The sequence below is a fragment of the Streptomyces sp. NPDC048523 genome (assembly GCF_043199815.1).
In the GTDB taxonomy this organism is placed as follows: domain Bacteria; phylum Actinomycetota; class Actinomycetes; order Streptomycetales; family Streptomycetaceae; genus Streptomyces.
On record NZ_JBICWQ010000004.1, the window covers coordinates 496,842 to 514,658 of the forward strand.

The following is a 17,817-nucleotide window of genomic DNA, read 5'->3' on the forward strand; positions in this document are numbered from 1 at the left end:
GGTCCCCGGCCCTCAGCCGATGCGCGTCCCCGCGCCGCTCACCCGGATCCTGGGGTCGCCCGTGCGCAGGGTCACCGTGAGCTCGCCGGGGCGGCCCAGGTCCTCACCCTGGTGCAGGGTGAGGACGGCGTCCTCGGGGACCAGGCCGAACTCGCGGACGTACGCACCGAACGCGGCGGCCGCGGCTCCCGTGGCCGGGTCCTCGACGACGCCGCCGACGGGGAACGGGTCACGCACGTGGAAGACGGTGTCCGACTCCCGCCACACCAGCTGGACAGTGGTCAGGTCCAGTCGGTGCATCAGGGCTTCAAGGCGGGCGAAGTCGTACGCCAGGTCCGCGAGGCGGGCCCGGGTCGCAGCCGCCAGGACCAGGTGGCGGGCGCCGGCGAAGGCGATCCCGGGCGGGAACGCCGGGTCGAGATCGGCCGCCGGCCAGTCGAGCGCGGCGAGCGCCTCGGTGAGGTCGGCCTGGGAGACCGCCTCGACGTGCGGCTCGACACTGGTGAGCGTGGCCACGGCCGTCCCGCCCTCCTCGGTCACCGCCACCGGTACGGTCCCGGCGCGCGTCGCGAACACCAACTCTCCGGGTCCGATCCGCTCCGCCAGCGCGAGAGCGGTCGCGACGGTGGCGTGCCCGCAGAACGGCACCTCGGCCTTGGGACTGAAGTAACGGATGGTGAACACTCGCCCCTCCGGCCCGGCCAGCCCCTCCGGGGGCGCGGTGAGGAACGCGGACTCGGAGTATCCGAGCTCGGCGGCGACGGCCAGCATCTCGCCGTCGTCCAGGGCGGAGGCGTCGAGTACAACTCCGGCGGGGTTTCCGCCCTCGGGGCTGCTGGAGAAGGCGGTGTACCGCAGGACCTCGGTGCGCGGCGCGTTCGTCGTCATGCCGAAAGAAACGAGAGGCGGGCCGACAGCTATTCCCCGACCAGGTCCTCAGCCCAGGGCCCGGTCCAGGTTGAAGGCCGCGCTGATCAGGGCGAGGTGCGTGAACGCCTGCGGGAAGTTGCCCTGCTGCTCGCCGGTGTTGCTGATCTCCTCGGCGTACAGGCCCAGATGGTTGGCGTAGGTGAGCATCTTCTCGAAGGCCAGGCGCGCCTCGTCGATCCGCCCGGCGTGCACCATCGCCTCGACGTACCAGAACGAGCAGATCGAGAAGGTGCCCTCGTCGCCGCGCAGTCCGTCGGGGCTCGCCGTCGGGTCGTAGCGGTAGACGAGGGAGTCCGACACCAGCTCCTCGGTCAGCGCGTCGAGCGTGGACAGCCACTTGGGGTCGGTCGGCGCGATGAACTTGGTCAGCGGCATCATCAGGACGGCCGCGTCGAGCACGTCACCGTCCTCGTGCTGGACGAACGCCTGCCGGGTCTCCGACCAGCCCCGGTCCATGATCCGCCGGTAGATCGTGTCGCGGCACTCCCGCCAGCGGTTCAGGTCGGCGGGCAGCCCGCGCCGGTTCGCCATGCGGATCGCCCGCTCGATCGCCACCCAGCACATCAGCCGCGAGTACAGGAAGTTCTTGCGGCCGCCGCGGGTCTCCCAGATTCCCTCGTCGGGCTGGTCCCAGTGCTCGCACACCCACTCCACCAGCGTGCACACGTCGTCCCACTGGCCGCTGGAGATCGGCTTGGCCCATTTGTCGTAGAGGTAGATCGAGTCGATCAGGGCGCCGTAGATGTCGAGTTGGAGCTGGTCGGCGGCCGCGTTGCCGACCCGGACCGGCGCGGATCCCCGATGTCCTTCCAGATGGCCGAGTTCACGCTCCGTCAGATCGGTGCGGCCGTCGATGCCGTACATGATCTGCAACGGCCCGGCGTGGCCGTCAGCGGACGGGCTGACGTGCCGGATCAGGAAGTCCATGAACGCCTCGGCCTCGCTGGTGAAGCCGAGCCGCAGCAGCGCGTACACGCAGAAGGCGGCGTCGCGCACCCACACGTACCGGTAGTCCCAGTTGCGCTCCCCGCCGAGCTGTTCGGGCAGGCTCGTGGTCGGCGCGGCCACGATGGCGCCGGTGGGCGCGTAGGTGAGCAGTTTGAGGGTGAGGGCGGAGCGGTGCACCATCTCCCGCCAGCGGCCCCGGTACTTGGAGGCGGACAGCCAGTGCCGCCAGTAGGCGACCGTGCTGTTGAACTGCTCCTCGGCCTCGGTGCGCGCGCACCGGCGCGGGGTCACCTCACCGCCGACCTGGTCCAGTGCGAACACGGCCGACTCGCCCTCGGAGAGCTTGAAGTCGGCGCGTGCGTCCGGCCCTTCGGTCTCCAGCGGCACGGTCGCGGTCAGGCCCAACGACAGCTTGGGGGACTCGAAGACCGCGACGTCCCCGACCATGCGGAGGGTGTGCGGCTGGGTGCCGTAGTCGAAGCGCGGTGCCACGCGGGTGCGGAACGGGATCGAGCCACGGACGCACACCACCCGCCGGATCAGCCGGTGCCGGTCGGTCTCCACCATGTCGCCGTCGACCGGCATGAAGTCCTGGACCTCGCCCACCCCGTCCTCGGTGTAGAACCGGGTGATCAGGACGTTGGTGTCGGGGAAGTAGAACTGCTTGGTCCGCGCGGGCACGGCCGCCGCCAGCTCGAAGGCGCCCCCGCGCTCCGCGTCCAGGATCGACGCGAAGACGCTCGGCGCGTCGAAGGACGGGCAGCAGTACCAGTCGATCGTGCCGTCGGTCCCGACCAGCGCCACACTGCGCAGATCGCCGATCAGACCGTGCTCGGCGATCGGCAGGTAGCCCGTGTGATCCCCAGGTGATCCGCTCATCGCAGCCTCCTGCGGATCAGCCTATGCAGGATCGGCCGTGGGTGTCACGGAAACGGCCCGAGCACTACGGGGTGCGCAGCGTCTGCGCGTGAATGCTTGCTTGTGCTCGAAAGATGGCTATATCTTGCAAGAGTAATCACGGTGACAGAGAGGTACGGCATGACTCATGTCGAGGACGAGCTGACCAGCCAGCCCGAGTGCTGGACCCGGGCGGCGGCGGAGGCCGCGGATCACGCCCGCGCGCTTCCGGCGGCCGGTGAGCGGGTCGCGATCGTCGGGTGCGGCACCTCGTACTTCATGGCGCAGGCGGTTGCGGCGCTGCGCGAGGGCGCCGGCCAGGGCGAGACGGACGCCTTCGCCGCGTCGGAGTTCCCGCGCGGCCGCTCGTACGACCGTGTCGTCGCCCTCACCCGCTCCGGCACGACGACCGAAGTCCTCGACCTGCTGGGGCACTTGAAGGGAGGAGGGACCCGCACCACCGCCCTCACCGCCGACCCCGCCACCCCGGTCATGACCGCTGCCGACGAGGTCGTCGTCCTCGACTTCGCCGACGAACGCTCCGTCGTCCAGACGAGGTTCGCGACCACCGCCCTCACCCTGCTCCGCGCCCACCTGGGCCTGCACACCGACGCCGTCGTCACCGACGCCCGCACCGCGCTCTCGACGCCCCTGCCCGAAGGCCTCGTCGGGTGCACGCAGTTCACCTTCCTCGGCCGGGGCTGGACGGTCGGGCTGGCCAACGAGGCCGGGCTGAAGATGCGCGAGGCCTCCCTCGCCTGGACCGAGGCCTACCCGGCGATGGAGTACCGGCACGGCCCCATCAGCATCACCACCCACGGCACCGCCACCTGGATGCTCGGCGAGGCGCCCGAGGGTCTGGCCGCACAGGTCCGGGAGACCGGCGCACTGTGGGTGCCGGGCGCCCTCGACCCGCTCGCCGAACTGGTCCGCGTGCAGCGCCTCGCGGTCGCCGTCGCCGCGGCCCGCGGCCTCGACCCGGACCGACCCCGCCACCTCACCCGCTCGGTGATCCTCGCCCGCCCCTAGGGCCGAAAGCCCTGTCGGGGTGAGCGCGGCGGCGACTCCCTCCTCCGCTCCCCGTCCCTCGCAGTCGACCTGTTACACACCACAGGCCCTAGGAGACTCGTGCCCCTGGTCACCACCGGCGAGCTCGTCAGCCGCGCCGCCGCCACCCGCTCCGCCGTCGCCGCCTTCAACGTCATCACCCTGGAGCACGTCGAGGCCGTCATCGCCGCCGCCGAGTCCCTGGACGCGCCCGTCGTCCTCCAAGTCAGCGAGAACGCCGTCAAGTTCCGTCACGGCCGCCTCCTCCCGCTGGCCCGCGCCGCCGTCACCGCGGCCCAACACGCCGCCGTACCCGTCGCGTTGCACCTCGACCACGTCCAGAGCGACGACCTGCTCCACCAGGCCGCCGACGCCGGCTTCGGTTCCGTGATGTACGACGCGGCCCACCTGCCCTACGCCGAGAACCTCGCGGCGACCCGAGCCGCGGCCGACTGGGCGCATACCCAAGGGCTCTGGATCGAGGCGGAGTTGGGGGAGGTGGGCGGCAAGCAGGGCCGGCCCCCGCTGGACGCCCACGCCCCCGGCGCCCGCACCGACCCCACGGAGGCCCGCGCCTTCGTCACCGACTCCGGTGTGGACGCCCTCGCCGTGGCCGTCGGCAGCGCCCACGCGATGACCGAGCGCACCGCCACGCTCGACCACGACCTCCTCGAACGTCTCTCCACGACCCTGGATGTCCCCCTTGTCCTGCACGGCTCCTCCGGAGTCCGCGACGAGGAACTCACCGCGGCCGTCGCGGGCGGCATCGCCAAGGTCAACGTCGGCACCGCGCTGAACCTCGCGATGACCGGCGCGATCCGGGAGTTCCTGGCGGCTCACCCCGAGGTGGTGGACTCCCGGAAGTACCTGAGCGCGGGGCGGGACGCCATGGTCGAGGCGGCCCGGCGGATCATCCGGCTGCTCGGGCCGTGAGGACGGGCTGGTAGAACCCGCCGGCGGCCGGATCGTGCCAGCGCACGTCGACGAACCCGGCCGCGGTCACGAACTCCGTCAGCTGCGCGCGGGTCAGCGCCCACGAGGTCGTACGCCGGACGCGGACGGCCCAGTCGTCCCGGTCGCCGGGCAGCAGCTGGAAGTGCTCCTGGTCGTAGTGCTCGCCGTCCTCGTGCCAGTGCCACAGCTGGAAGGTGATCATCCGGCCGTCGGGGCTCTCGGAGACCTGCGGAGGTGCGGCCCCGGGCCTGGTCCGGCGGATCTTGTCGTAGTCCCTGAGGGTGAGCAGCAGCAGACCCCCGTCCCGCAGAACCCGCCGCATCTCCGCGAGCGCGGCCTCCACGTCCGGGGCCGTCAGAAGATGCGCCAGGGAGTTGTCGGCGCAGACGACCACATCGAAGACGGACGGCACGAACGGCAGTCGCCGCATGTCCGCGGCCGCCGTCGGCAGTCGGGCCCCGCGCGCTGCCGCCTCCGCGCCGGCGCGGGCCGCGGCGACGGGGCTGAGATCGCTGCCGACGACCCGGTGCCCGGCCAGCGCCAGCCCGATCGCCTGGGTCCCGATCCCGCACGAGCAGTCCAGCACCCGGTGCGGGCCCGGCCCCAGCAGGGCGCCCAGTACCGCCGCCTGCCGCGCCATGCTCGTGTCCCAGTCCGCGAAGATCCGGTGGTAGTCCGGAGCCAGCGAGTCGTAGAAGTCCCGCGCCGAGGAATCAGTCACTCGACCTATTTACCGCCTTGAGGACCACGAACTTGGGGTCACTGGCGACCAGTTGACTGTTGCCGAACAGCTTCCGCAGCTTCACGTGGTACCCGAGGTGCCGGTTCCCGACGACCCACAGTTCGCCGCCGGGCCGTAGCGCCCTGAGCGCTCCCGTGAACATCCGCCAGGCCGTCGTGTCGGTGGTGGCCTGGTGGGAGTGGAACGGCGGGTTGGTGAGCACGAGGTCGACGCTGCCCGCCGGGACGCCCGTCAGGCCGTCCCCGACCCGGAACTCCGCGTGCCCCGGCACCCCGTTCGCCTTGTACGTCCCCTCGGCCGAGGCCACGGCCTGGAAGGACTCGTCGACGAACAGCACCTCGGCCTCGGGGTCGGCCAGGGCCACGGCCGTACCGACGATTCCGTTGCCGCAGCCCAGGTCCACGATCCGCCGGGAGCCGCGGCTGTCCGGCAGGTGCTGGAGGAAGAACCGGGTGCCGATGTCGAGCCGGTCCGCGCAGAAGACGCCCGCGTGGTTGACGACGGTCCGCCCGGAGGCGGCACCGATGCCGTCAGGGAGGGTGTAGCCGTACGGCCAGGGGTTGCCGGGCCGGTCGAACGACGGCTCCGGTGTGCAGAAGATCAGTCGGGCCTTCTGCTCGGCGAGCGAGGTACGGGTCGGCCCGAGGATCCGCTCGAACAGCTGGAGCGTGGAGGTGTGGATCTCCTTCACCATGCCGGTGCCGACGACCACGGTGCCCTCGTGCACCGCGGGCGCCAGTCGCGACAACTGGTCCTCCAGCAGGGCCAGGCTCTTCGGAACGCGCACCAGCAGGACGTCGACGCGGCCGGGCGGCGGGTCCTGCGTGGTGAGCAGCTGGACGGTACCGGGCTCGACACCTGCGCGTTCGAGGTTGGCGCGGGTCGCCTCCTGGCTGAGGAAGGAGTCGGTGATCTGCACCGGCCGGTGCGCGGCCAGCGCGGTCACCAGGGCGCCCCAGCGGTCGCCGAGCACGACGACCGTGCCGGACAGCGGCACCCCCTCGTCCGCGAGATGCCTCAGCAGATACGCGTCGGAGGCGTCCCAGGCGCGCAGCCGGTCACGGGGGTCCTCGGGGAAGCGGGTGAGGGCGAGCTCGCCCCAGGGCGTCGTCATTCGGTCGTCCATCGTGCGTCCAGGCTAGCCGAGCCGCAGCTCAGGCCCGCTCGGGCAGGATGGAACCATGGAAGCCGAGCTGTTCCCCAGAGCCCGCACGCAGATCGCGCCGGGCGCGGTGCACCTGCCGCACTGGCTGGACGCGGAGCGGCAGCGCGCGCTGCTCGCGGCCTGCCGGGAGTGGGCGCGCCCGCCCGCCGGACTGCGCACGGTCCGCACGCCCGGCGGCGGCACGATGACCGCCCGGCAGGTCTGCCTGGGCCGGCACTGGTACCCGTACGGCTACGCCCCCACGGTCGTCGACGGCGATGGGGCACCGGTGAAGCCCTTCCCCGACTGGCTGGGCGACCTGGGCCGGGACGCGGTGCGGGCCGCCCTGGACACCGACGTCTCCGGTTACGACATCGCACTGATCAACTTCTACGACGGCGACGCCCGCATGGGCATGCACCGCGACAGCGACGAGAAGTCGGACGCCCCCGTGGTCTCCCTGAGCCTCGGCGACACGTGTGTCTTCCGCTTCGGCAACACCGAGACCCGGACCAAGCCGTACACGGACGTCGAGCTGCGCAGCGGCGACCTGTTCGTCTTCGGCGGCCCGTCGAGACTCGCGTACCACGGGGTGCCCCGCGTGCATCCGGGCACCGCCACGCCCGAGTTGGGGCTGACCGGGCGGCTCAACATCACGCTGCGCGTCAGCGGCCTCTGACCGGAGTGACGAAGGGATCATGGGAGACTCGCCCTCATGAGCGGCAAGGCGGACCCCCGGCCGGCGGGGGAAGGGACCACCTCGAGGGCGCGGCTGGACCGGGGGCGCGGTGCGCTCGGGCCCGCGCTGGAGCTCGTGCACACCGGGCGCGCCCCCACCCGGGCCGTGCTCACCGCCGAGCTCGGGGTGACGCGGGCGACGGCCGGCGCGGTCGCCGCGGAACTGGAGGCGCTCGGACTGATCCGCGTCGACGCCCGGCCCACCGCGGCCGCCGGTTCCCAGGGCAGGCCCTCGCACCGCCTCGCGGTCGCCGAGGAGGGGCCTGTCGTGCTGGCCGCGCAGGTGCACGCCGACGGTTTCCGGGCCGCCCTGGTCGGGCTGGGCGGCCGTATCGTCGCCACCGCCCCCGGCTGCGAGACCGTCGACGCCGACCCCGCGAAGGTCCTCGGCTCCGTCGTGGAGGCGGGCGCCGACCTGCTGCGCACGACCGGCAGACGCTGCGTCGGCGCCGGACTCGCCGTGCCGTCCGCGGTCGCCGAACCCGAGGGACTCGCCCTCAACCCCCTGCACCTCGCCTGGCCCGCGGGCGCCCCCGTCCGCCGCATCTTCGGCGAGTGCGTGCGTGCCGCGGGCATCACCGGACCGGCCTTCGCGGCCAACGACGTCAACCTCGCCGCCCTCGCCGAGCACCGGCACGGCGCGGGCCGCGGCGCCCGGGACCTGCTGTGCGTGGCGACCGGACACCGCGGTGTGGGCGGGGCGCTGGTGCTCGACGGGCGTCTGCACACGGGCAGTTCGGGCCTGGCCCTGGAAGTCGGCCACCTCACCGTGAACCCCGAGGGCCGTCCCTGCTACTGCGGCAGCCGCGGCTGCCTGGACGTCGAGGCCGACCCGCTGGCCCTGCTCACGGCGGCGGGACTCGACCCCGGCCCCGAACAGTCCCTGCTCCGGCAGGCCGACGACCTCGTCCGCGACCACTACGACGACCCCGCCGTCCGCACGGCGGCCGAGTCGCTGATCGACCGCCTGGGCCTGGGCCTCGCCGGACTCGTCAACATCCTCAACCCGGACCGCATCATCCTCGGCGGCCTCCACCGCACCCTCCTGGACGCCGACCCCGAGCGCCTGCGGGCCGTCGTCGCCGAGCGCAGCCTGTGGGGACAGAGCGGCGGCGTCCCCATCCTGGCCTGCACCCTGGACCACAACAGCCTTGTCGGAGCGGCCGAGTTGGCGTGGCAGCCGGTGCTGGACGATCCGCTGCGGGCACTGACCCGTGGCTGAGCTGCTGCTGGAGACGCAGGGACTGCGTCTGGTCGAGGTGGCGCCCCCGGTGGTCCCGGCCGGGACGCGGACGGCCATGGACCGCGAGTGGGACCGGGCGGTCCTGGCCAACCCGGCGCTCTTCGACGGTCCGGTGGCGGTCTGCGCGGGACTGACCCGGGAAGCCCCGGACACCCTGCTCGTCTCCTGGTCCCGCGTCACCTATCGCTACTTCGTCCTGCGCCGCGTCCCGGGCGCCACCGCCCTGCGGTCCCTGTTCGTGAGCGTGGTGCAGCCGACGCGGGACGGACGGGTACTGGTGGGCCGTATGTCGTCGTCCACCGCCACGCCCGGCCGCTGGCAGTTCCCCGGCGGCTCGGTGGAACCACCCACCGGCGACGCGCCGCTCGACGAGGACGCACTGCGCCGCCACGCGGCCGTGGAACTCGCCGAGGAGACGGGCACCGACCACCCGGCCGCCGACCTCACCCGCTGTCTGATCACCCACGGCGAGGACGGACAGGTCGGTGTCCACTACCTGGCGCCGCCCCTGTCCGCGCCCCGCCTCCACGAGCGTTTCGAGGCACTCGTGGCCGCAGAGACGGCACGAGGCCACACCCCGGAGTTCGACCGGATCGCCCTCGTCGGCTCACCCGCCGACCTGCCGGACCTCACCGGCCCGCACGTCTCCTACCTGGAACCCGTCGTCCGTTGGGCGAACCGCCGAGTAGGCTCGTGACATGCGGATCTCCGTCTCCTCGGACATGGACGAACCAGTGGCGCGCACCCTCGTCGAAGAGCTGCGCGCGCGAGGCCATGAAGTGGTCGCCCACGGCGCCCTGAGCCCCGGCGCCGAACCGCAGTGGGCCGTCTGCTCGGAGGCCGCGGCCCGTGAGGTGGCCGCGGGGACGGCCGACCAGGCCGTCGTGTGCTGCTGGACCGGCACCGGCGCCTCCATCGCCGCGAACAAGGTCCCCGGCGTACGGGCCGCCCTGTGCACGGACGCCTACACCGCGGACGGCGCCCGCCGCTGGAACGACGCGAACGTCCTTGCGCTCAGCCTCCGCCTCACCTCCGAGCCGCTCCTCAAGGAGATCCTCGACGCCTGGTTCACCGCCGAACCGAGCGAGGACGCCGAGGACCGGGAGAACGTGGCCCGGGTGGAGCGCCTGGACGCCGGCCGGTCCTAGAAGCGCGCGTTCCGGTCAGGCGCCGAGCGCGCCCGCCACCTTCAGCTCCCCGTGGTCGATCAGCCATCGCACCGACTCCAGTACGGCGGCCTCCGGTTCGTAGCGCGGGGCATACCCGAGGAGGGCCCTGGCCTTCTCGATGGTGAAGCACTGGCTGCGGTGCAGGTGCTCCCAGCTCACGTCGGCGTGTTCCGGGGCCGTGGTCCTGCGCAGCTGCTCCCAGGTCACCGGCTCCAGCGTCGCGGTCCGGCCGAACCAGCCGGCCGCGACGCGGGCGTATCCGCGGACGTTCAGCGCGCTGGGAGCGACGACGTTGAAGTCCTCTCCCGCCGCCGCGTCCCGGTGCTCGATCGCTCGCTCGAAGGCCTGCGCCACGTCGTCCGCGTGCACATGGTGCATCAGCTCGACACCGCTGCCGGGGATCCGCAGCGGCTGCCCCGCCGAAAGCGCGTACCAGACCGCGGGGTCGAAGTTCCCCAGTGGGCCGACCGGGTGCCAGCCGGGGCCCACGATGTGCCCGGGGTGCAGGGACGTGGTCACCAGGCCCCCGGAAGCGGTCTCCTCCTTCAGCATCCGGGCGATCCGGTCCTTCTGGATGCCGTACTCCCCGACGGGCGGGGTCCCCGTGGTCTCGGAGATCGGCAGCTTGTCGGCGGGGCCGTGGCGCCACACGCTGCCGCAGTGCAGCAGATGCCCGACCTCGCCGCGCAACTTCTCGATGAGAGCGGTGGCCGAGTCCAGGGTGAAACAGACCAGGTCGACGACGACATCCGGGCCCAGCCCGGCCACCCGGCCCCCCAAGCCGCCCTCCCTGTCCTCCCGCTCCCGGTCGGCGACCACCTGACGCACCTGCTGCCATTCGGGGGCTTCGGCGTAGGCGGTGCGCGTGCCGCGGCTGATGTTGACCACTTCATGGCCGGCCCGCACCAGGCGGGGGACCAGGAAGGTGCCGATGTGCCCACTTCCGCCGATCACGACGACTCGCATGTTCATCCCATCGCTGTCAGGCCGGTCAGGTCAGTCTGGCTGGGCCCCCGACGGTGCCGTCAAGCGCCCCTGAGCCGACCTGCGCCGGCCCTCGGTGGACATCTTTGTGGCCAGGGCCGTTGTCAGTGGCGGCGACTAGCCTGCGGGCATGATCGACACGACTGAGGACGACCGCGCCTTCCCGCCCGCCCTGGTCGACGTGGCCCGCGTGGAGTTCGACTACGCCGACGGCGAAGGCGTCGACTTCGAGCCGTACGACGCCTTCGACTCCGCCGAGGAGACCACCGACTGGCTGCGCCACTGGACCGGCAACCACGAACTGGACGGCGACGCCTACCGGGTCTTCGGACAGGACGGTACCGGTGGCCTCGCCGCCCTGTGGCGCGTGCGGCCGGGGCGGCCCCTCGCCGAGCAGCCGGTGGTGTTCCTGGGCTCGGAGGGCGAGCGCGGTGTGGTCGCGGCGAACCTGTCCCACTTTCTCTGGGTACTGGCCGACGGCCTGGGCCCGATGGAGGTGGTGGAGCACGAGCAGTGCGACGCCCGCCCGAACCCGGCACTGACCGAACTCGCCGAGCGTCACGCGAGCACCCCGCGCCGCCCCACCCGCGACATCGTCACCTCCGCCCGCTCCGAGTTCCCGGCCTTCTCCGAGGACATCGACGCCCTCTGCCGGTGAGTGCCCTCCCTGGTGAGTGCCCGGCCGGTGAGCGGCGTCAAGGGCGGCTCCACTCCACGGCCAGGGCCCGACCAGGGTTGTCGACGAAGATGTGCCGCACCAGTTCCTCACCCAGCTCGACGGCGAGTCGCGGACGCACCCGGCGCAGCAGATACGGCATACCGGGGCCCCCGTCGACCGACCGGGCGGCCGCGGTCGTGGTGTCGCCGCCGAGGAGCAGACGGTCCCCATGACCCGCCTCGGCGAGGGCGCGTACGGCGTCCGGCATGCGCCAGTCCGTTGCGTGGTTGGCGCGCGAGGGCCCGTCGAAGGCGAGGTAGCAGCCCGACGCGGCGGCCTGGGCGTGCACGGTGAGGTCGGGGGAGCGGTTGAGGTGGCCGAGGATCACCCGCCGCGGTGGCACCCCCAACTCCCCGCACAGCAGGTCCAGTACGTCCAGCGCACCGGTCCCCAGCTCCAGGTGGACGGCGATCGGCGCCCCCGTCGTACGATGGGCCTCGGCCGCCGCGGACATGGTCCAGCGGGCGTGCGCGTCCAGAGCGTGGAAACCGCCCGCCACCTTGATCAGCCCTGCGCGGACGCCGGACGGGCCGATGCCGTCGGTGAGTTCGCCGACGAACACCTCGGCGAGACGACCACGCAGCCCGGAGAGCGTGTCGTCGTCGTAGTGGATCGCCTGGTGCAGCCCGGTGGCGGCGACGATCCGCACCCCGGTCTCCCGGGCCAGCGGCGGCAGATCTGCGGCTCGCCGCCCCAACCCGTACGGCGTCCACTGCACCACGGTGCCGCCGCCCTGCGCGGCGAACGCCGCCAGCTCGGCCCGCGCCGCCGAGACACTCCGCAGTTCCTGCCCCGGCAGTCGGGGACTGCCGAAGAACAGATGGTCGTGAGCGTCGCACACCCCGAGCTGCTCGGCGGGCACGTCACCGGCCACCGTACGGACCGCGACCGCGCTCACCACTGTCGTCCCCGCGGCAGCCGCCCCCGGCCCGGTGCCGACACATGCAGCACCTCGAACACCTCGCCGTCCGCCCCGGACGGCTGATGCGCCCAGAGCGAGAAGTGGCCGAGCTCCCAGCGGGCCGTGTCCACCACGGCCGCCGCGAGCACCGCGCCGTCCTGCCCGGCCAGCCGCTCCGTCTCACCCACCGCGCCCGCCATCGCCTCGGCCAACTCCACGCCCTGCGGCACCGGTTGACACCGCCGCACGGCCCACCGGGCAGGAGAGCCGACGGCGCCTCCCTCCTCGTACGACAGGCCTGTCCACTGACGCACGGACGGCCGCCCGAAGTCGTCGCTGAGCCCCTGGAAGGCGCCTCCCCAGAGGAAGGTGTTCATGCCCTCCACGGTGTTCCAGAGGTAGAAGGGTGCGTACTGGTTGACGGGCGAGCCGTTCACGCCCCGCTCGCGCATCAGATACGTCTTGAGACCGAGCCCCTCCCAGTCGTCCAGCACATGCCCGACCCGGGCCACGCGCGCGCGGATGACCTCCATCTCGTAGTCGGCGGGCAGGGTGAGTGCGTACTCCATCGCGTGCATCGGTCGCCTCCTCTACGGCGCTTGGGGGGTGAGCAGCGAGAGCAGACCCCGCACACCCGTGTCGAACGCGGCGGGCGAGCCGGACGCACGGGCCAGAACATAGCCGCCCTGGACGGTCGCGAGTACGGTCGCCGCGATCTCCTCGCCATCCAGCGACGCCGCGAACTGGCCCTGTTCCTTGCCCTCTTCGACGATCCCGGCGATGCGCTCACGGATCCAGTCGATCGTCTCGTCGACCGGCGCGCGCAGTTCGTCGCTGGCGACGACATCCGGATCCATCGTGAGCCGGCCGATCGGGCAGCCGCGCAGCACGTCGCGCTCACGCCGCAGATACGCCTCGATGCGCTCGTACGGCGTGCCGGGCCCGCCGAGTACTCCCTCGGCGGTGGCGCGCAGCTCCTCGGCGGTCCTCCGGATCGCGGCGAGAGCGAGGTCGGGCTTGCCCTTGAAGTGGTGGTACATGCTGCCCTGTCCGGCCCCCGCCCGCTCCAGGATGGCCTTGGGGCTCGTCCCCACATAGCCGCGCTCCCACAGCAGCTCACGGGTGGACTCGATCAGTCGGTCCGAGGTGCTCATGACCTCACTGTACATACTAGTAGTTACAGAAGTCGAGGCCCCCGGGAGCAGACGGAAGACCTCCGCGTACTCCCCGTGAGGTACAGGCACTGCCGCTGGCCGTACGACGACCCGACCCCCTCCCCGGAGCCAGTCTCGAAGCAGCACCGAACGACACGTTCAGAAACTCCAGGGAGATGAACCGACATGCAGACTCTCGCGAACTGGGACGGTGGCCCGGGCCCGTGGATCCTCTTCTTCCCGTTGATCTGGGCGGCCGTCGTGCTCGGCGTCGTCACGGTCCTGCGCCGCACCGCCTGGCGCGGCCGCCGCGGCCCTTGGCGCCCGCCGGCCGACGCCGGCCCCTCCGGGGACTCGCCGATCGCCATGCTCGGCCGCCGCTTCGCCTCCGGCGAGATCGACGAGGACGAGTACTGGCGCCGGCTGTCCGTCCTGGACGAGCAGTTCGGCCGTGCGGCGGGCAAGGGCGGTGCGGCATGACCGCCGCGACCGCCTCGACGAGGACGTTGCCGGCCGCCCGGGTGGTCGACGCCGTGAAGGTGTACGGCAGCGGCGACACCGGAGTGCGGGCCCTGGACGGGGTGAGCGTCGACTTCCCGGCCGGCCGCTTCACCGCGATCATGGGGCCCTCCGGCTCCGGCAAGTCCACCCTCATGCACTGCGCGGCCGGCCTCGACACGCTCACCGAGGGCACCTCCTACATCGGCGACACCGATCTCGGCTCCCTCGACGACCGCCGCCTGACCCTCCTGCGCCGGGACCGCGTCGGCTTCGTCTTCCAGGCGTTCAACCTGGTGCCGACGCTGACCGTCGAGGAGAACATCCGACTGCCGCTGGACCTCGCGGGAGGCAAGGGGGACCCCGAGTGGATCGACACGCTGATCGACGTGGTCGGCCTGCGCGACCGGCTCCGTCACCGGCCTTCCGAGCTCTCCGGCGGGCAGCAGCAACGCGTCGCCGTGGCCCGGGCGTTCGCCGGCCGGCCCGACGTCGTCTTCGCCGACGAGCCCACCGGAAACCTCGACTCCCGCTCCGGCGGAGAGGTCCTCGGCCTCCTCGGCAGGGCCGTGCGTCAGACGGCCCGAACGGTCGTCATGGTCACCCACGACCCGGTGGCCGCGGCCCACGCCGACGAGGTCGTCTTCCTCGCCGACGGACGCCTGGTGGACCGGATGGAGTCCCCGACCGCCGACAGGGTCCTGGACCGCCTGAAGGCCTTCGAGGTGACGTCCCGGGCGGGGGTGTCGTCCCGGACGGTAGTGCCCTCCGGGGCGGAGGTGCCCTCCCGGGCGGGGGTGCCCTCCGGGGAGGGGATGCCCTCTCGGCCGGAGGTGTCGTCCCGAACGGTGGTGCCCTCCCGGTCCGAGCCGACCTCCCGGGTGGAGGGTGCCTCCCGGTCCGAGCCGACCTCCCGGGTGGAGGCTGCCTCCCGGTCCGAGCCGACGCCCCAGACGGAGGCGTCCTCCCGGACCGAGGCGCCCCCACGCACGCAAGCCCCCACGCAGCCACAGACGCCCTCGCGGACCCGATCCCTCCCGGGACCGGAGTCTCCCTCTCCGACCACGGGACCGGAGACCCCCTCTCCGACCCGGACGGAGGATCCCTCATGAACGCCTCCCTCCGTCTGAGCGTGTCCTCCCTGCGCGCCCACAAGCGCCGCTTCGCCGGAACCTTCCTCGCCGTGTTCCTCGGGGTCGCCTTCCTCGCCGGAACACTCGTCATGGGCGACACCCTCCGCGCCGGCTTCGACACCATGTTCGGCAACGCGACCGGCGGCACCGACGCCGTGGTCCGCAGCGCCGAGGCCATCACCACGCCGGGTGAGAGCGAGGGAGTGCGCGAGCCGGTCGCCACCGACCTGGTCGAGACCGTCGAACAGGTACCCGGCGTCGCGGCCGCCGCCCCCGACATCCAGGGCGCCGGCCAACTCGTCGGCAGGAACGGCAAGCCCATCGGCGGCCAGGGTCCGCCCACCCTCGCCGGCAACTGGATCGACGACCCGAAGCTCAACCCGTATCAACTCGCCGAGGGCCGCGCGCCGAAGAGGCACGGCGAGGTCGTCGTCAACCGCGGCACCGCCGAGAAGGGCGACCTGAGGATCGGCGACACGACGATCCTGCGCACACCCGACCCTGTCGACGTGACCATCGTCGGTCTCGCGACCTTCGGCGGCGCAGACGGCATGGCCCAGGTGACCTTCACGGGCATGACCCGGGCCGACGCCGAGAAGTACCTCACGGCCCGGCCCGGCGAGGCGTCGAGCATCCAGGTGCGCGCAGGTCCCGGTGTCAGCCAGCGGGAGCTCGTCGACCGGCTGACGCGCGTGCTGCCCCAGGGTGTTGAGGCGATCACCGGTCAGGAGTCGACCGAGGAGAACACCGACATGATCGCCAGCCAGTTCCTGACCGTCTTCACGGCCTTCCTGCTGGTGTTCTCGGGCGTGGCCCTGCTCGTCGCCACCTTCTCCATCCACAACACCTTCGCGATCGTCGTCGCCCAACGCGCCCGCGAGAACGCCCTGTTGCGAGCACTCGGCGCCTCCCGTCGCCAGGTCACCGCATCGACCCTCACCGAGGCGAGCGTCGTGGCGGTCACCGCCTCCGCCGCGGGCCTCGCGGGCGGCATCGGGATCGCCGCCGGCCTCCAGGCACTGTTCCCGGCGATCGGATTCCCTTTCCCCGAGGGCGACTTGGTGATCAGCGCGCTGTCGATGCTGCTGCCGCTCGCGGTCGGCGTGGTGGTCTGCCTGGGCTCCGCGCTGCTGCCCGCCGTACGCGCCGGCCGCACCGCACCTCTCGCCGCACTGCGCGAGACGGCCGTCGACCGGTCGGACGCCTCCCGCGTCCGTGCCGTCACCGGAGCCGGCCTGGCCGCACTGGCCGTGGCCGTCACCCTCACCGGCGTCCTGGTGTCACCGTCCCTCTGGCTCGCGGGCACCGGCGCCCTCCTGGCGCTCGTCGCGTTCGTGGTCCTCGGCCCGGTCGCCTCCACGACCGCCGTACGTGTGCTCGGCGGTCCCCTCGACCGGCTCCGCGGTGTCACCGGCTCCCTCGCCCGGCGCAACGCCCTGCGCAGCCCCAAGAGGACGGCCGCCACCGCCGGCGCGCTGATGATCGGCGTGGCCGTGGTCTCGCTGTTCACGGTGTTCGGGGCATCCCTGAAGGCCACCATGGACCAGACCGTGTCCCGGTCCTTCGCGGGCGATGTCGCCGTCAGCACACCGTCGTTCGGGGCGGGCGGCAGCGGACTGAGCCCCCGGCTCGCCGGAGCCGTCCAGCGCCTGCCCGAGGTGGACACGGCCGTGGGTCTCGGACGCGGTGTCGCCGAAGTCGACGGCCAGGGACGGGCGTTGACCGTCACCGACCCGCTCGCCCTGGAGCGCACCTTCGACCTCGGCACCGTGCGGGGCTCCCTGCGTGACCTCGGTACCGACGGCATCGCCATCACCGAGGCGGAGGCGCGAAAGCAGGGCCTCACGACCGGCGACAAGGCCCGACTCACCTTCACGGACGGCGAGAAGGACATGTTCACGGTCCGCGCGGTCTACGGACGGTCCGAGCTGGCGGGAGACTACGTCATCACCCGCGCGGCCTGGGCCCCGCACCGCACGCAGGACGCCGACACGCTCGTCGCGGTCTCCTTCAAGGACGGCGTGAGCACCGGCGCGGGCAAGGCGGCGGTGGAGAAGGTGGCGGCACGGTACGGCCATCCCGAGGTGCAGACCCGCGACGAGTACGCGCAGTCCTCGGCCGGCGGCATCGACATGATGCTGACCCTGGTCTACGCGCTGCTCGCCCTCGCGGTCCTCATCGCACTGCTGGGCATCGCCAACACACTGACCCTGGCGATCCACGAGCGCACCCGCGAACTGGGCCTGCTGAGGGCCGTGGGCCAGACCCGTTCCCAGCTGCGCGCCATGGTCCGCTGGGAGTCCGTCCTGGTCGCCGCCTTCGGCACGGTCGGTGGACTCACCCTCGGCGCCTTCCTGGGCTGGGTCCTCGTCAAGGCCTCGGACGGGACGAGCGACAGCACCTTCGCCTTCGCGATGCCACCGCTGCAACTCGCGGTGGTCGCCCTGGTGGGCCTCGCCGCGGGAGCCCTCGCGGGCCTGCGCCCGGCCCAACGTGCCGCCCGTCTCGACGTACTGCGGGCGATCGCCACCGAGTGAGGCTGCCAGGAGCCCGCCGACGGTCACTGAGCCGGCGCGTCGGCCGCGGGAGCCCGGGAGGGGCGCGCCCCGCGGGCGCA

The 17,817-nt window shown here is 72.6% G+C and carries 17 protein-coding genes and 1 pseudogene; 10 read left to right on the forward strand and 8 right to left on the reverse strand.

The genetic code is table 11. The features are described 5' to 3' along the window. Window positions 1-12: 12 nt before the first annotated feature. Together ACGFWE_RS23045 and ACGFWE_RS23050 are read right to left on the reverse strand one after the other, a co-directional pair. A complete protein-coding gene (locus ACGFWE_RS23045; RefSeq protein WP_393601347.1) occupies window positions 13-888 on the reverse strand; it encodes a PhzF family phenazine biosynthesis isomerase in 876 nt (291 codons plus the stop codon). 48 nt (window positions 889-936) lie between these two features. Then, entirely contained in the window at window positions 937-2,757 is a 1,821-nt protein-coding gene (locus ACGFWE_RS23050) for a glycoside hydrolase family 15 protein (RefSeq protein WP_352386353.1), read from the reverse strand. A gap of 159 nt (window positions 2,758-2,916) precedes the next feature. On the opposite strand from ACGFWE_RS23050, the gene ACGFWE_RS23055 reads away from it, so the two are divergent. Together ACGFWE_RS23055 and ACGFWE_RS23060 are read left to right on the forward strand one after the other, a co-directional pair. Continuing rightward, complete coding sequence (locus ACGFWE_RS23055; RefSeq protein ID WP_393601349.1) at window positions 2,917-3,804, forward strand: SIS domain-containing protein; 888 nt, start codon at window positions 2,917-2,919, stop codon at window positions 3,802-3,804. Window positions 3,805-3,903: 99 nt separating this feature from the next. After that, window positions 3,904-4,755, forward strand: a complete 852-nt coding sequence (locus tag ACGFWE_RS23060; RefSeq protein WP_393601351.1) for a ketose-bisphosphate aldolase — start codon at window positions 3,904-3,906, stop codon at window positions 4,753-4,755. Here ACGFWE_RS23060 and ACGFWE_RS23065 read toward each other — a convergent pair. Further along, window positions 4,733-5,497, reverse strand: a complete 765-nt coding sequence (locus ACGFWE_RS23065) for a class I SAM-dependent methyltransferase (RefSeq protein ID WP_393601353.1) — start codon at window positions 5,495-5,497, stop codon at window positions 4,733-4,735. The genes ACGFWE_RS23060 and ACGFWE_RS23065 overlap by 23 nt on opposite strands. Beyond that, entirely contained in the window at window positions 5,490-6,632 is a 1,143-nt protein-coding gene (locus tag ACGFWE_RS23070) for a methyltransferase (protein WP_393601355.1), read from the reverse strand. The genes ACGFWE_RS23065 and ACGFWE_RS23070 overlap by 8 nt, the downstream gene beginning before the upstream one ends. A gap of 67 nt (window positions 6,633-6,699) precedes the next feature. Here ACGFWE_RS23070 and ACGFWE_RS23075 point away from each other — a divergent pair, with 67 nt between their 5' ends. From ACGFWE_RS23075 to ACGFWE_RS23090, 4 genes are read left to right on the forward strand one after another with little or no spacing between them, the layout of a single operon-like run. Continuing rightward, window positions 6,700-7,341, forward strand: coding sequence for an alpha-ketoglutarate-dependent dioxygenase AlkB family protein (locus tag ACGFWE_RS23075; RefSeq protein WP_393601357.1), 642 nt, complete (start codon window positions 6,700-6,702; stop codon window positions 7,339-7,341). 36 nt (window positions 7,342-7,377) lie between these two features. Further along, entirely contained in the window at window positions 7,378-8,622 is a 1,245-nt protein-coding gene (locus ACGFWE_RS23080; protein ID WP_393601359.1) for an ROK family protein, read from the forward strand. Next, the gene (locus tag ACGFWE_RS23085) at window positions 8,615-9,340 is read left to right on the forward strand and encodes an NUDIX hydrolase (protein ID WP_393601361.1); all 726 of its coding nucleotides are present in this window, start codon (window positions 8,615-8,617) and stop codon (window positions 9,338-9,340) included. Before ACGFWE_RS23080 ends, ACGFWE_RS23085 begins: the two co-directional genes overlap by 8 nt. Window position 9,341: 1 nt before the next feature. Continuing rightward, entirely contained in the window at window positions 9,342-9,791 is a 450-nt protein-coding gene (locus ACGFWE_RS23090; protein ID WP_393601363.1) for an RpiB/LacA/LacB family sugar-phosphate isomerase, read from the forward strand. Window positions 9,792-9,806: 15 nt separating this feature from the next. Here ACGFWE_RS23090 and ACGFWE_RS23095 read toward each other — a convergent pair whose 3' ends face one another. After that, a complete protein-coding gene (locus tag ACGFWE_RS23095) occupies window positions 9,807-10,784 on the reverse strand; it encodes an NAD-dependent epimerase/dehydratase family protein (RefSeq protein WP_393601365.1) in 978 nt (325 codons plus the stop codon). A gap of 142 nt (window positions 10,785-10,926) precedes the next feature. On the opposite strand from ACGFWE_RS23095, the gene ACGFWE_RS23100 reads away from it, so the two are divergent. Continuing rightward, window positions 10,927-11,454: an SMI1/KNR4 family protein gene (locus ACGFWE_RS23100; RefSeq protein ID WP_393601367.1), complete on the forward strand. Its 528-nt coding sequence runs from the start codon at window positions 10,927-10,929 to the stop codon at window positions 11,452-11,454. A 37-nt stretch (window positions 11,455-11,491) separates the two neighbouring features. Here ACGFWE_RS23100 and ACGFWE_RS23105 read toward each other — a convergent pair whose 3' ends face one another. The 3 genes from ACGFWE_RS23105 to ACGFWE_RS23115 are packed head-to-tail and all read right to left on the reverse strand — an operon-like array spanning window position 11,492 to window position 13,584. Beyond that, window positions 11,492-12,415: a phosphotriesterase gene (locus ACGFWE_RS23105; protein ID WP_393601369.1), complete on the reverse strand. Its 924-nt coding sequence runs from the start codon at window positions 12,413-12,415 to the stop codon at window positions 11,492-11,494. After that, complete coding sequence (locus tag ACGFWE_RS23110; RefSeq protein WP_393601371.1) at window positions 12,409-12,993, reverse strand: DUF4865 family protein; 585 nt, start codon at window positions 12,991-12,993, stop codon at window positions 12,409-12,411. Before ACGFWE_RS23110 ends, ACGFWE_RS23105 begins: the two co-directional genes overlap by 7 nt. A 12-nt stretch (window positions 12,994-13,005) precedes the next feature. Further along, entirely contained in the window at window positions 13,006-13,584 is a 579-nt protein-coding gene (locus tag ACGFWE_RS23115) for a TetR/AcrR family transcriptional regulator (RefSeq protein ID WP_352386332.1), read from the reverse strand. Between the two features lie 171 nt (window positions 13,585-13,755). Here ACGFWE_RS23115 and ACGFWE_RS23120 point away from each other — a divergent pair, with 171 nt between their 5' ends. The 3 genes and pseudogenes from ACGFWE_RS23120 to ACGFWE_RS23130 all read left to right on the forward strand — a co-directional run bounded on the left by ACGFWE_RS23120 (window position 13,756) and on the right by ACGFWE_RS23130 (window position 17,737). Beyond that, a complete protein-coding gene (locus ACGFWE_RS23120) occupies window positions 13,756-14,049 on the forward strand; it encodes an SHOCT domain-containing protein (protein WP_352386330.1) in 294 nt (97 codons plus the stop codon). After that, window positions 14,046-14,801, forward strand: a pseudogene (locus ACGFWE_RS23125) (ABC transporter ATP-binding protein); the annotation flags it as partial. The gene ACGFWE_RS23120 and the pseudogene ACGFWE_RS23125, both read left to right, overlap by 4 nt. A gap of 374 nt (window positions 14,802-15,175) precedes the next feature. Beyond that, on the forward strand, window positions 15,176-17,737 hold the full coding sequence (locus ACGFWE_RS23130) for an ABC transporter permease (protein WP_393601373.1): 2,562 nt from the start codon (window positions 15,176-15,178) through the stop codon (window positions 17,735-17,737). Window positions 17,738-17,817 lie beyond the last annotated feature (80 nt).